The organism is Pseudoalteromonas sp. S3776 (assembly GCF_005886915.1).
Lineage (GTDB): Bacteria > Pseudomonadota > Gammaproteobacteria > Enterobacterales > Alteromonadaceae > Pseudoalteromonas.
The window spans coordinates 240,480-253,878 of record NZ_PNCU01000001.1; the positions used below are offsets into that span (position 1 = coordinate 240,480).

Genomic DNA, 13,399 nt, shown 5'->3' on the forward strand with positions numbered 1-13,399 from the left:
TTATTGGCACTAGGGCGTGTTGGCTTTGAACTTAAAACAACATAGCAAATTCACATAACCTTAAAGCGCACTAATGTTAGGCAAAAAAAAGCCAGCCCAAAGTGGACTGGCAAAACTGCTTAAAACAACAATAAATTGTCGCAGGGAAATAACAGGAGTGAGTGGCCATAATAATCAAGTTAATCTGAACATTTACTTAATTATTCAAAATAGATTTCAATAAGTTATAAAGTAAAGGTGCATTGGGCTTAGTAATGCACCTTTATAAACAACTTTAATTTCATGGTGAAGGGGGGTATTCCAATGTGCGCTTAATTAAAAGCCACTTTCAAACCCTTCACATAACATTACGGGTTAACTATCTAATCCGATCACTTAAATTTCAGCGCTTAAACATTATCCAATAAACCAATGGTTTCAATCGATTTAATACACTGGCCTATACAATATTTGGGGTCTATATTATTTGAGCAGTAAATAAAAATTATGTACAAAATTAATATACCTTAGGGGTTACTTTAAATGTAGGCGCTGGGGCTTGAGCAAAATAGTTAAATTCTTCATTTAAAGTAAGGAGCTGATAATGAGCAGCACTAAAACGGGCCAATGCCCGGTAATGCACGGTAGTAACTCAGTTATTTCTAAAGTAAACACAGATTGGTGGCCAAATACTCTAAATTTAGACATTCTTCACCAGCACGACACCAAATCAAACCCCTACGGCACAGATTTTAACTACGCCGAAGCATTCAAATCTCTTGATTTAGACGCAGTAAAAGCAGACCTAAAAGCCTTTATGACCGATAGCCAAGATTGGTGGCCTGCCGATTGGGGTCATTACGGCGGCTTAATGATCCGCATGGCATGGCACTCTGCAGGTACGTATCGATTATCAGACGGCCGAGGTGGCGCAAGCACCGGTAACCAGCGTTTTTCACCGCTTAATTCGTGGCCAGATAACGCAAGCCTAGATAAAGCGCGCCGACTACTATGGCCAATCAAGAAAAAATACGGCAATAAACTATCATGGGCCGACCTATTTATTTTGGCCGGTAATATGGCATACGAATCAATGGGCTTAAAAATTTATGGCTTTGCAGGGGGGCGTGAAGACATATGGCACCCAGAAAAAGACATTTACTGGGGCGCAGAAAAAGAATGGCTAGCATCAAGTGATGAGCGATACGACAACGTAGAAAAGCCCGACACAATGGAAAATCCATTAGCTGCAGTACAAATGGGCTTAATTTACGTAAACCCTGAAGGTGTAAATGGTATACCCGATCCTCTTAAAACGGCTCAGCACGTACGTGAAACCTTTGCACGTATGGCAATGAACGATGAAGAAACCGCAGCGCTTACCGTAGGTGGCCACACAGTGGGTAAAACTCACGGTAACGGTAAAGCTGAACACTTAGGCCCAGAGCCCGAAGCAGCCGACGTACACGAGCAAGGCTTAGGTTGGAACAGCACTAAAGAAGGCGGCTTTGGGCGCAATACCGTAACATCGGGGCTAGAGGGCGCGTGGACAACCCACCCAACAAAATGGGACAACGGCTACTGCCACTTGCTGTTAAATTACGAGTGGGAACTAACCAAAAGCCCTGCAGGTGCGCACCAATGGGAGCCTGTAAATATTAAAGAAGAAGACAAACCGGTAGATGTAGAAGACCCATCAATTCGTTTAAACCCAATGATGACCGACGCCGATATGGCTATGAAAGTAGACCCAATCTACCGTAAAATTATTGAACGTTTTAACGACGACTTTGAGTATTTTTCTGACGTGTTTGCCCGCGCGTGGTTTAAACTTACACACCGCGACTTAGGCCCTAAAGCGTGTTACTTAGGTAAAGATGTACCAAGCGAAGACCTAATTTGGCAAGACCCAATTCCAGCGGTTGACTACACCTTATCAGAGGATGAGATTAGCGAGCTAAAAGCACAAATTCTTGATTGTGGCGTAAGCGCAACCGATTTAATTACTACAGCATGGGATAGCGCACGTACGTACCGTGGCTCAGACCGCCGTGGTGGTGCAAATGGCGCGCGTATTCGCTTAGCTCCGCAAAAAGATTGGCAAGGTAATGAGCCAGAGCGCTTAGCAAACGTACTTAACGCCCTTGAAAAATTTAAAGCAGGGTTAGCTAAACCTATCAGCATTGCAGATTTAATCGTGTTAGGTGGCACAGCTGCAGTAGAGCAAGCTGCAAAACAAGCTGGTGTTGATGTAACAGTACCGTTTGCGCCAGGGCGCGGCGATGCAACCGACGAAATGACCGATGCCGAGTCGTTCGAACCGTTAGAGCCAGTGCACGATGGCTTTAGAAACTACCTTAAAGGTGATTTTAGCGTATCGCCAGAAGAGCTACTGTTAGAGCGTAGCCAGTTAATGGGCCTAACCGCACCAGAAATGACCGTACTGTTTGGCGGAATGCGCGTGCTAGGCACCAACTACGCAGGCAGCAAGCACGGTGTATTTACTGATAATGTAGGCACGCTTTCTACCGACTTTTTTGTAAACCTAACCGACATGGCCAATAACTGGAAACCGTCTGAGCCAGGTGTTTACAACATTGTTGAACGTAAAGCAGGCACCATAAAATGGACTGCAACACGTATAGATTTAGTGTTTGGTTCAAATTCTATATTACGTGCATTAAGCGAATTTTATGCACAAGACGACAACAACGAACGTTTTGTACACGACTTTGTAAATGCATGGGTAAAAGTAATGAACGCCGACAGATTTGATCTTAAATAAATCATTTTAATAGGCACAAAAGGGGAGCAGCATCGCTTCCCTTTTTTATTGTCTAAATTTTAGTTTTGAGCTTGTAGGCTCCGGGCTTGTTCAGGGTTGATGTGCTGCTACTCATTAATATAACCATAGAGGGCACAGAGACGCACCGCGCTACACAGAGAAAACAATGGGGGGAGTCATTTCTCCAGCTTTTCTCCTTCACTTCTCGGTGATGACATAATAACTTTTAAATAAAAGCACAGGCTAACCACGTAGCAGGAACTTACCTCGCGTTTGGTATTAAATTTTTCGCGGCATAAAGCCGCTGCTACTCATTAATATAACCACAGAGAACACAGAGGCGCTTCGCGCTACACAGAGGAAACAATGGGGAAGTCACTTCTCCTGTTCTTCTCCTTCACTTCTCGGTGGTGACATAATCGCTTTTAAACGAAAACTGCGCGTCTAGCACTAAATTCAAATACTGTTTTGTAGAGCGAATTCTTACTGATGTGATCATTTATTAAATCACTTATGCTCTAGCTCTAAAAGCGCAGCGTCTCTTAACCTCTTTGTGAATAATTGGCTTAACTTGTTTTTAACCACAGAGGGCACAGAGAACACAGAGGCGCTGCGCGCTACACAGAGAAACACAGGTATTGACGAATAGCTTCTCCTGCTCTTCTCCTTCACTTCTCGGTGGTAACATAATCACTTTTAAACAAAAGCAGTGCGCGTCTAACACTAAATTCAAATACTGTTTTGTAGACCGAATTTTTACTTATGTGATCATTTATTAAATTACTTATGATCTAGCTCTAAAAGCGGAGCGTCTTTTAACCTCTTTGTGAATAATTGGCTTAACTTGTTTTTAACCACAGAGAACACAGAGGCGCTGCGCGCTACACAGAGGAAACAATGGGGAAGTCACTTCTCCTGTTCTTCTCCTTCACTTCTCGGTGGTGACATAATCGCTTTTAAATGAAAGCATAGGCTAACCAGGTAGCAGGAACTTACCTCGCGTTTGTATTGAATTTTTTCGCGGCATAAAGCTGCTGCTACTGATTAATTTCACCACAGAGGGCACTGCGCGCTACACAGAGGAAAGAATAGGGGAGTCACTGCTCCTATTCTTTCCTTCACTTCTCGGTGGTGACATAATCATTTTTAAACAAAAACAATGCGCGCCCGCCTATTTAAACACCCACAAAAAAAGGCGCTAAACAGCACCTTTTTTAAATGGTTTAGGCTCTATTTTTAGTTTTGAAACCTAAAAACTTAAACCTAAAACAGACGCGATATAAAATCGCGGCTACAACTTAAGCAATTTTTTTCTCTTCTATGCTTGCTAGGTATTCATCAAACGTACCTTGAAAATCAATAACTTGTTTATCTTTAATATCAATAATACGGGTGGCTAAAGACGATACAAACTCGCGGTCGTGGCTTACAAAAATAAGCGTGCCTTTAAAGTCTTTTAATGCATTATTAAGCGCTTCAATGGCTTCCATATCCATGTGGTTGGTTGGCTCGTCCATTACCAGTACGTTTACGTCTTGCATCATTAACTTACCAAATAACAAACGGTTTTTTTCACCACCTGAGCAGTTACGCGCTTTTTTGTTTGCATCGTCGGCGGTAAACAATAAACGCCCTAACATGCCGCGCACCATTAAATCGTTGTGCTTGGCTGTGCGCCACTGCGACATCCAATCGAATAACGTTAAATCGTTATCAAAATCTTTTGTGCTGTCTTGCGGGCAGTAACCAAAGGTCGCATTTTCTGACCATTTAATTTCGCCTTCATTGCATTTAAGCTCGTTTACTAAACAACGTAAAAAAGTGGTTTTACCCACACCGTTTTCGCCAATAATGGCAAGTTTAGCGCCGGCTTCTAATAAAAAGTCGCCGCCGCTAAATAAGGTTTCGCCATCAAAACCGTGCCCAAGCTTGGTGACTTCAAGCGCTTGACGATACATTTTTTTACCTTCGTCAAAACTAAGTGACGGGCTCATACGGCTTGACGCTTTAACGTCGTCTAGCTTTATTTTTTCCATTTTTTTAGCGCGCGAGCTGGCTTGCTTAGCCTTAGAGGCGTTTGCGCCAAAGCGGTTAACAAAGTCTTGTAGCTCATCAATTTCAGCACTCTTTTTAGCGTTTTCGGCTAATAACTGCTCACGCTGTAAGCTAGACGCTTCTAAAAACTTTTCGTAATTACCTGGGTAAATTCGCAGCTCGCCGTAATCAATATCGGCCATGTGAGTACATACCGAATTTAAAAAGTGGCGGTCATGCGAAATAATAATCATTGTGCATTTACGTTTATTAAGCTCATTAGCAAGCCACGTAATAGTATGAATATCCAAGTTATTGGTTGGCTCATCGAGTAACAATATGTCTGGGTTTGCAAATAACGCCTGCGCTAAAAGCACACGTAATTTCCAACCTGGGGCAACGTTTGCCATTAACCCATAATGAAACTCTTTATCTATACCCGCTTCTATTAGTATTTCTTCAGCGCGGCTTTCGGCTGTGTAACCGTCCATTTCGGCAAAAACGCTTTCAAGGTCGGCCACTTTCATGCCATCTTCTTCGCTCATTTCGGGTAATGAGTAAATACGGTCGCGCTCTTGCTTTACTTTCCAAAGCTCTACGTCGCCCATAATTACGGCATCTACAACGCTGTATTGCTCAAAAGCAAATTGGTCTTGGCTTAAGTTACCTACTTTAAGCCCCGGCGTAATCGACACATTACCCGCACTTGGCACAAGCGCACCGCTTAAAATTTTCATGAAGGTCGACTTACCACAGCCGTTAGCGCCAATTAAACCATAACGGTTACCGTTACCAAATTTAGCTGAAATGTTTTCAAACAACGGCTCTGCGCCAAACTGCATCGTAATATTTGCGGTGGAGATCAAAAAGTTAGTCCTAGAAAAGTACTGACAGGGTTATGGCACAGCAGGTGCGAAAATAGACCAGGCAATAGAAGTAAATAAGGCGGCAAATTATACAGCCCAAGTATATTAAAGGCTAGCTTATTGAAACGTTAATTTACTTGATTGCTTTTGAGCACGGCTTTATTGTAATAAAAAATATGAAAAAAGAGTGGGCTATGTCACCAGCTAAAATTCGTAGTGAAGTTATAAAACTGAGTAAGTTAAGTGTAAAGCAGCCAGATTATTACTTTATTCAAGGTTACTTTTTAGGGTTAGGTTTACTGCCCGACATGATAATGCCCAACCAATGGCAGGCAGACCTATTAGGTGAAATTAATTTCAAATCAGATACAGAGTTAAAGTACCTCGAAAGCCTGATGGCCAATTACAATAACAGCATGCAAAAAGTGATGAGCGAAGACTTTAAAATGCCCACTAAATGCAGCCTATCGAAAACAGATTACCGCGATTCACTCAAAGCTAATATGCCATTACCAAATTACTGTAAAGGGGCATTACAGGCACTTAAGTTTATTAATAAACGTACCTAGATAAAAGCCAAAAAGAGGTGCTCACAAGTTTAAATGAAGTACTTAATGCGTTTAGCTCTGAGCAAGCCGCAGTGAAAAAGTTTGCTAGCAATCAAGGTCTAGCGGAGTCATTTAAAAAGAATTACGTCTACTTTGTGGCCGATGCGCTTTACAATATTCGTTTTATTGAAGATCCCCACTGGAGCGATGAAGACGAGGCTGCGTTTAACGAACAATTTACAGAAGAGTTTTCACATCAGCAGCACAACGATGATTTTGCAGCAGGTAAAATGATTGATGATGAAACGATTGATCAGTTAATGGAAGCAATCCTTAGTGACTTTACCCCAAGAGCGTTTGAGCCGATAGAAGCGTTACTTGAACTGTTTGAGGGGGTTATAACAGAGCAATATATAGCACAAAACCAAGGCCATTTTTGGCTGAACCACGAAACACGGCCTTACATGGCATTACGCGCGCACCGTGCACAAATCAACGCGTTACAAGGCAACATACAACTTGCCATTGATGAATTAGAAACGCTGTTGCAACTAAACCCCATGGATAATCAAGCAAATCGTCATTGGCTAATGAACTGCTACATAATTAAAGGGCAGTGGCAAAAGTTAGATGCATTTTTAGCCGACTTTGACAGCGAAGAGCTCCATGCCACAGCAAGCCGTGCCTTGAGTGAGTTTCATAAAAATGGTGATTCAAGCCAAGCCAAACAATATAAAAAGAAACTTAAACAGCTTAATAAACATTTTATAAAAATACTCACCGGGCAAGAAAAACTAAAAGATGAGGGCTTTGATTTTTATAGCCCAGGTAGTAAAGAAGAAGTAGCTTTATACCTAAATTCACATGGCAAACAAGCCTGGATAGCAGCCGAAGGTAGTTTGTTTTGGTTACGCAAAAAGCTTTAAAAAGTGAAGGTTGTAGGCTTAGAGCTTGCTCGCGCAAGACGCGAGTTACTTCTCTAAAAGCGCAGCGTCTGTTAACCTCTTTGTGAATAATTGGCTTAACTTGTTTTCACCACAGAGGACACAGAGGCGCTGCGCGCTACACAGAGAGAACACAGGTATTGGCGAATAGCTTCTCCTGCTCTTCTCCTTCACTTCTCGGTGGTAACATAATCACTTTTAAACAAAAGCAGTGCGCGTCTAACACTAAATTAAAATACTGTTTTGTAGAGTGAATTCTTACTTATGTGATCATTTATTAAATCACGTATTCTTTACCTCTAAAGCGCAGCGTCTGTTAACCTCTTTGTGAATAATTGGCTTAACTTGCTTTTAACCACAGAGGGCACAGAGGCGCTGCGCGCTACATGGAGAAAACACAGGAATTAGTTGGTCACTTCTCACTGGTGACATAATCGCTTTTAAATGAAAGCATAGGTTAACCAGGTAGCAGGAACTTACCTCGCGTTTGGTATTAAATTTTTCGCGGCATAAAGCCGCTGCTACTTATTAATCCCCTGTGTCAGGGTATTTGTAGTCTTAGTGCTTGCTCGCGCAAAATGCGAGTTACTTCTCTAAAAGCGCAGCGTCTGTTAACCTCTTTGTGAATAATTGGCTTAACTTGTTTTTAACCACAGAGGGCACAGAGGCGCTTCGCGCTTCATAGAGAAACACAGGTATAAATAAGTCACTTCTCCTGCTTTTCTCCTTCACTTCTCGGTGGTGACATAATCGCTTTTAAATAAAAGCATAAGCTAACCACGTAGCAGCGAGTTTACCTCGCGTTTGGTATTAAATTTTTCGCGGCATAAAGCCGCTGCTACTTATTAATCCCCAGTGTCAGGGTATTTGTAGTCTTAGAGCTTGCTCGCGCAAGACGCGAGTTACTTCTCTAAAAGCGCAGCGTCTGTTAACCTTTTTGTGAATAATTGGCTTAACTTGTTTTTAACCACAGAGGGCACAGAGGCGCTTCGCGCTTCACAGAGAAACACAGGTATAAATAAGTCGCTTCTCCTGCTTTTCTCCTTCAGTTCGCGGTGGTTAATTTGGCTTGTAGGCTTACAGCTTGCTCGCGCAAGATGCGAGTTACTTCCCTAAAGCGCAGCTTATGTTAACTTTTTGGTGAATACATCACATAAAGTCAACTTACACAAATAAGCGTGCATTATCGGTTTTGGTGTTCAGTATAAAATAGATAAGTTATGATTATCTTAGTTTTTACTAATGGTTTTTTATTTTGAGCAATAATATTTTTCAACAAATAGTTAATTACTTGCAGAAAAATAGCGACATAGAAGTGGTTTGGCTGTACGGCTCGCACGCCAAAGGTACAGCACAACCCCATAGTGATATTGATCTTGCTATCGCTTTTAAAAATTTTGACCTTAGCTCTTTTGATAAACGACTAAGGCCAAAAGAGCTCGAATTAGAAATCAGTAATGTACTTAGTTTAAACGAACAGCTTATTTCAATCGTTGATATAAACTTAATCCCCAGTTACCTTGCATTCAATATTGTGGAATACGGGGATACAATTTTAGGTAAAAATAGCCTTAGAGCGATGAAAGAGCAGCAGCGTATTTATAGCCAGTTTGAATTTGAGATGATAGCGAGTAATCATGACTGATACAGGAATAGCGCTTTATATAAAAGAAGTAACACGACATATTGATGAATATATGCAAGAGCTCGACGATTTAAGTCAAATAGATCAACTTAATAATAGAGACTATCGTGCCGCAGAGCGTTTGCTACAGTTAATGACAGAAGTATGTATTGGCTTATCTAAACATTGGCTTAAAAAGTTTAAAAATACGACAAGCAGTAACGCCTACCAAACATTTAGCGAACTAACTCAACTCGGTGTTTTAACTGATAATGAGCTGCTTTCATGGCGTAAAATAATCGGTTTACGAAATGCGCTTGTGCATGATTATTTGAATATCGATCAGGAAATTGTGAAGACGATTATAAAAAAACAGCATTATGTAACTATGCATTTGTTTAGCCAAAAAGCGCTGGCCGAATTAGCAAGCTAATTTAGATAAAAGGGGCAAGAGTAAAAGTCTACGGGCGGCGGGTATTGGGCTTCCCAGCACTTCTGACCTTGAACTTTAGGCCTTCTATTTACAGCATGCGCATCAAACCTCTTTGTGAATAATTGGCTTAACTTTTTTTAATCACAGAGGGCACAGAGGCGCTTCGCGCTACACAGAGAAACATAGGTATAAATAAGTCACTTCTCCTGCTCTTCTCGGTGGTAACATAATCACTTTTAAACAAAAGCAGTGCGCGTCTAACACTAAATTCAAATACTGTTTTGTAGACCGAATTTTTACTTATGTGATCATTTATTAAATCACGTATTCTTTACCTCTAAAAGCGCAGCGTCTCTTAACCTCTTTGTGAATAATTGGCTTAACTTGTTTTTAACCACAGAGGACACAGAAACGCTTCGCGCTTCACAGAGAAACATAGGTATAAATAAGTCACTTCTCCTGCTCTTCTCGGTGGTAACATAATCACTTTTAAACAAAAGCAGTGCGCGTCTAACACTAAATTCAAATACTGTTTTGTAGGCCGAATTCTTACTTATGTGATCATTTATTAAATCCCGTATTCTTTACCTCTAAAAGCGCAGCGTCTCTTAACCTCTTTGTGAATAATTGGCTTAACTTGTTTTCACCACAGAGAACACTTCGAGCTTCACAGAGAAACACAGGTATAAATAAGTCACTGACATAATCAATTTTTAAACGCGTCAACAGGGAATGAGCATGGCGCGTAGCAGGAACTTACCTCGCGTTTGGAATCCAACTTTTTCGCGGCATAAAGCCGCTGCTACTCATTAATTTCACCACAGAGGGCACAGAGGCGCTTCGCGCTCAGGTATTGGCGAATAGCTTCTTCTGCTCTTCTCGGTAGCAACATAATCACTTTTAAACAAAAGCAGTGCGCGTTTAACACTAAATTCAAATACTGTTTTGTAGGCCGAATTCTTACTTATGTGATCATTTATTAAATCACGTATTCTTTACCTCTAAAAGCGCAGCGTCTCTTAACCTCTTTGTGAATAATTGGCTTAACTTGTTTTTCACCACCGAGGACACAGAGGCGCTTCGCGCTACACAGATAAACACAGTTATAAACAAGTAACTTCTCGGTGGTGACATAATCACTTTTTAAACGTGTCAACGGGGAATGAGTATGGCGCGTAGCTGGAGCGTACTTCGCGTTTGGTATTAAATTTCTCGCGGCATAAAGCCGCTGCTACTTATTAATCCCCTGTGTCAGGGTATTTGTAGGCTTAGAGCTTGCTCGCGCGAAAACACAAAATGAATAAAACCCCAGGTTAATAGGGTTTGTAAATGCGCTTAATAGCCGCCTTGTTATTTTTAATAAGGCGATTAATTACAGCAACCTCGTTAAGCGTTATTGTTTTTTTGCTCATTATAAAATGCACATTATTTACGTGAACAGGCGCTACTTGCTCAACCGGCAATATAGCAGCGTAATTTTTAGTAAAGTAAGCGGCCACTAACGAATCATCCACTACAAAATCTACCCGCTTTTTATTAAGTAAAGCAAAGCGTTTATCGGCCTCGGAGGTAAGCACTATTTGCTCGCTATACTTTTCACTTAATACTTTAAATGTCTGCCCTAAATAGCTACCGCCATTAATACCCGTTGTTAAGCCTTTTTTAAAAAGCTGCTCTAAGGAGCTTATATTTGCCGAGTCAGTGTGTTGATACAACATCATAGCTTCTTCGCGGTAAGGCAAACTAAAGTGAGCGTACACCTCACGTTCGCGGGTTTTGCTCGCCGCAAACATTAAATCTATACGGCCATGTTTTAACTCTTCTAAGGCACGTTGCGAGTTAGGCAATAAGGTAAAATTTATACAAAAGGGAGAGTCTTTAAAAATGGTTTTAATTACATCTATTTCAGAACCCGTTAAAGCATTATTTTTTAGTACAACATACGGCGGCCAATAGCGCTCGTTAGTGCCCACGTTAATTGTTTTATCACACGCCACCGCACTGGCACAAAATAGCCCCAAACAGGCTACCCATATTACTAAATATATACGCAATTTACTCATTCAAATAACGCCTTAAGCGCCGCGTTCTTTTTTAAAATATGCGCGTTAATAATGTTAACCTCATCAAGCGTTACCGTTTTTTTGCTCAGCATTAAGTGTATTTGGTCTTTATTTATAGCGGGTATAGTAGGGGCCGCAATTAAATTTTTACCCCGCTTACTTAAATAATTGCCTACTAGCTCATCTTCTATTGCGTAATCTATACGTTGTTTATTAAGCATCTCAAAGCGCTTACTGGTTGCACTAGTGTACTCAATTTGTTTTTTATGGCTGTGTTTATACTGCTCAAACTCTTTGCCGTAATAGCTACCAAAATTAGCGCCAATGGTTAAACCTTGGTTAAAAATTTCGGCTAAATTTTTAGCTTTATGTAAATTGTTTATATTTTCGTATAAACGCATAACCTCAGTGCGGTACGGCTTTGTAAAATGAACGTGTTTAGCGCGCTCATTGGTATAGCTGGCCGCCCAGCCTATGTCTATTCGGCCATAGCGCAGCTCGGTAAAAGCCCGTTTAGAATTAGGCAACAGTTTTACTTCAAAGCAAAAAGGCGAGTCTTTAAAAATAATATTTAACGCTTCTACCTCTTTACCCTGAAACTGCCCATTAATACCCATAACATAAGGCGGCCAAAAAGCATCATGCGAGGCAACCGTTAGTGTTTTTTCGCAGGCAAACACACCCCAAGAAGCACTAAACAATACACACATTAATAAGGTTACTAATTTATTCATTAAAACTCTAAGGTACGTTTTTAATCATTATTTAAACAGTATAACCCAGCAAAACAATATAATAATGAATGAGACGTTAAAGTTGTAAAAAAATGTATCTAAAAGCAAAGGGTTTACGGTTGATAGAAATGATTAATGCAAAATTCAATACAAACAGCGTATTAAGCATTTCATAGTTTATATTTTAGGGTTGCTAATCAAACACTGATAACACTATTTGTGTTATCTTTAATTCTCTAATTTAAGGACTGGTTAAATGATATATCTTGATTCAGCTGCTTCGCATCCGCTTCTTCCAGAAGTAAAAGTTGCTTTAATAGACGCCTTCGACAATTGTTATGCTAATTCCGCTTCTGGGCACCTTTTAGGTGAAGTTGCTTTGAAAAAGGTTGATGAAGTAAGAGAAGAATTTGCAGACATAATTGGAGCCTACCCTAGTGAAATAATCTTTACTAGCGGCGCTACAGAATCTAACAATATTGCCTTTAAGAGCCTTTTACTCAACAGTTCTCATCCTAAAGAAAAAAACCATATAGTAATAAGTGCGATTGAACATAAATGTATTTTTGCAATATGCGATTATATGAAACTACAAGGTTTTGAAATATCTATAGTCATGCCTAACGGTGAAGGGATAATTGACCCAAAAAGTATAAAAGAAGCAATACGTCCTTCTACTGCTCTTGTTTCTGTAATGCACGTAAATAATGAGCTAGGGACTATAAACCCAATTACAGAAATTGGACAAATTTGTTTTGAAAACAATATTCTTTTTCATAGTGATGCAGCACAAAGTTTTGGAAAAACAGAGATAGATGTAGACGACATGAATTTAGATATTATGTCGTTTTCAGGCCACAAAATAGGGGGGCCAAAAGGTATAGGTGCGGTTTATATTCGTGACTTAAGAAAGAGAAATGTACAGCCAGTAATACACGGAGCAGGGCAGGAGCAAGGAGTAAGAGGCGGAACCGTTGCAGCGCCTTTAGTCTTAGGATTTGGTGAGGCTATAAATTATTTTCCACAATCCTATAAAAATTTGGCTAAGAGGCAAATACGAAATTACTTATTAGAACAGCTTGTTCAAGCAGGTATTTCTTTTACTGTAAATGGAAATGAAGAAGCGTTACCTCATATAGTTTCTCTTACATTACCTAAAACAAATATTGGTGTTTTAGTAAGAGATAATGAAGACTCCTTTTGTTTAGCTCAAGGTTCAGCGTGTTCTTCTAGAGAAATAGAAGCCTCGCATGTTTTAACCGCATTAGGGTTAAGTCGTGAAGAGGCTGAGCATACTTTTCGTATAAGTTTTACAAATCAAATTACAACTAAAGAAATAGACCAATTTGTTAACGCTATAAAAAAAGCGGCTATTTAGCCGCTTTCATA

Annotated in this window: 9 protein-coding genes; 6 read left to right on the plus strand and 3 right to left on the minus strand. The window is 40.3% G+C overall.

Going from position 1 to position 13,399, the window contains the following annotated elements; translation table 11 throughout:
• Window positions 1–583 precede the first annotated feature (583 nt).
• The gene (gene katG / locus CWC16_RS01095) at window positions 584–2,764 is read left to right on the plus strand and encodes a catalase/peroxidase HPI (RefSeq protein ID WP_138540150.1); all 2,181 of its coding nucleotides are present in this window, start codon (window positions 584–586) and stop codon (window positions 2,762–2,764) included.
• A gap of 1,298 nt (window positions 2,765–4,062) precedes the next feature.
• Here katG and CWC16_RS01100 read toward each other — a convergent pair.
• Window positions 4,063–5,664 (minus strand): ABC-F family ATPase, encoded by a 1,602-nt coding sequence (locus tag CWC16_RS01100; protein ID WP_082422642.1) that lies wholly within the window; start codon window positions 5,662–5,664, stop codon window positions 4,063–4,065.
• A 194-nt stretch (window positions 5,665–5,858) separates the two neighbouring features.
• Here CWC16_RS01100 and CWC16_RS20185 point away from each other — a divergent pair, with 194 nt between their 5' ends.
• The 4 genes from CWC16_RS20185 to hepT all read left to right on the plus strand — a co-directional run bounded on the left by CWC16_RS20185 (window position 5,859) and on the right by hepT (window position 9,213).
• Complete coding sequence (locus CWC16_RS20185; protein ID WP_249929166.1) at window positions 5,859–6,233, plus strand: UPF0149 family protein; 375 nt, start codon at window positions 5,859–5,861, stop codon at window positions 6,231–6,233.
• 17 nt (window positions 6,234–6,250) lie between these two features.
• The gene (locus tag CWC16_RS01105) at window positions 6,251–7,138 is read left to right on the plus strand and encodes a hypothetical protein (protein ID WP_249929167.1); all 888 of its coding nucleotides are present in this window, start codon (window positions 6,251–6,253) and stop codon (window positions 7,136–7,138) included.
• Between the two features lie 1,273 nt (window positions 7,139–8,411).
• Window positions 8,412–8,801: a type VII toxin-antitoxin system MntA family adenylyltransferase antitoxin gene (mntA, locus tag CWC16_RS01110; RefSeq protein WP_138540151.1), complete on the plus strand. Its 390-nt coding sequence runs from the start codon at window positions 8,412–8,414 to the stop codon at window positions 8,799–8,801.
• Complete coding sequence (gene hepT, locus CWC16_RS01115; protein ID WP_138540152.1) at window positions 8,794–9,213, plus strand: type VII toxin-antitoxin system HepT family RNase toxin; 420 nt, start codon at window positions 8,794–8,796, stop codon at window positions 9,211–9,213. Before mntA ends, hepT begins: the two co-directional genes overlap by 8 nt.
• A gap of 1,313 nt (window positions 9,214–10,526) precedes the next feature.
• Here hepT and CWC16_RS01120 read toward each other — a convergent pair.
• The gene (locus tag CWC16_RS01120) at window positions 10,527–11,276 is read right to left on the minus strand and encodes a substrate-binding periplasmic protein (RefSeq protein ID WP_138540153.1); all 750 of its coding nucleotides are present in this window, start codon (window positions 11,274–11,276) and stop codon (window positions 10,527–10,529) included.
• On the minus strand, window positions 11,273–12,010 hold the full coding sequence (locus CWC16_RS01125) for a substrate-binding periplasmic protein (RefSeq protein WP_138540154.1): 738 nt from the start codon (window positions 12,008–12,010) through the stop codon (window positions 11,273–11,275). The genes CWC16_RS01120 and CWC16_RS01125 overlap by 4 nt, the downstream gene beginning before the upstream one ends.
• Before the next feature lie 256 nt (window positions 12,011–12,266).
• Between CWC16_RS01125 and CWC16_RS01130 the strand changes: the two genes are divergently transcribed.
• The gene (locus CWC16_RS01130) at window positions 12,267–13,388 is read left to right on the plus strand and encodes a cysteine desulfurase family protein (protein WP_138540155.1); all 1,122 of its coding nucleotides are present in this window, start codon (window positions 12,267–12,269) and stop codon (window positions 13,386–13,388) included.
• Window positions 13,389–13,399 lie beyond the last annotated feature (11 nt).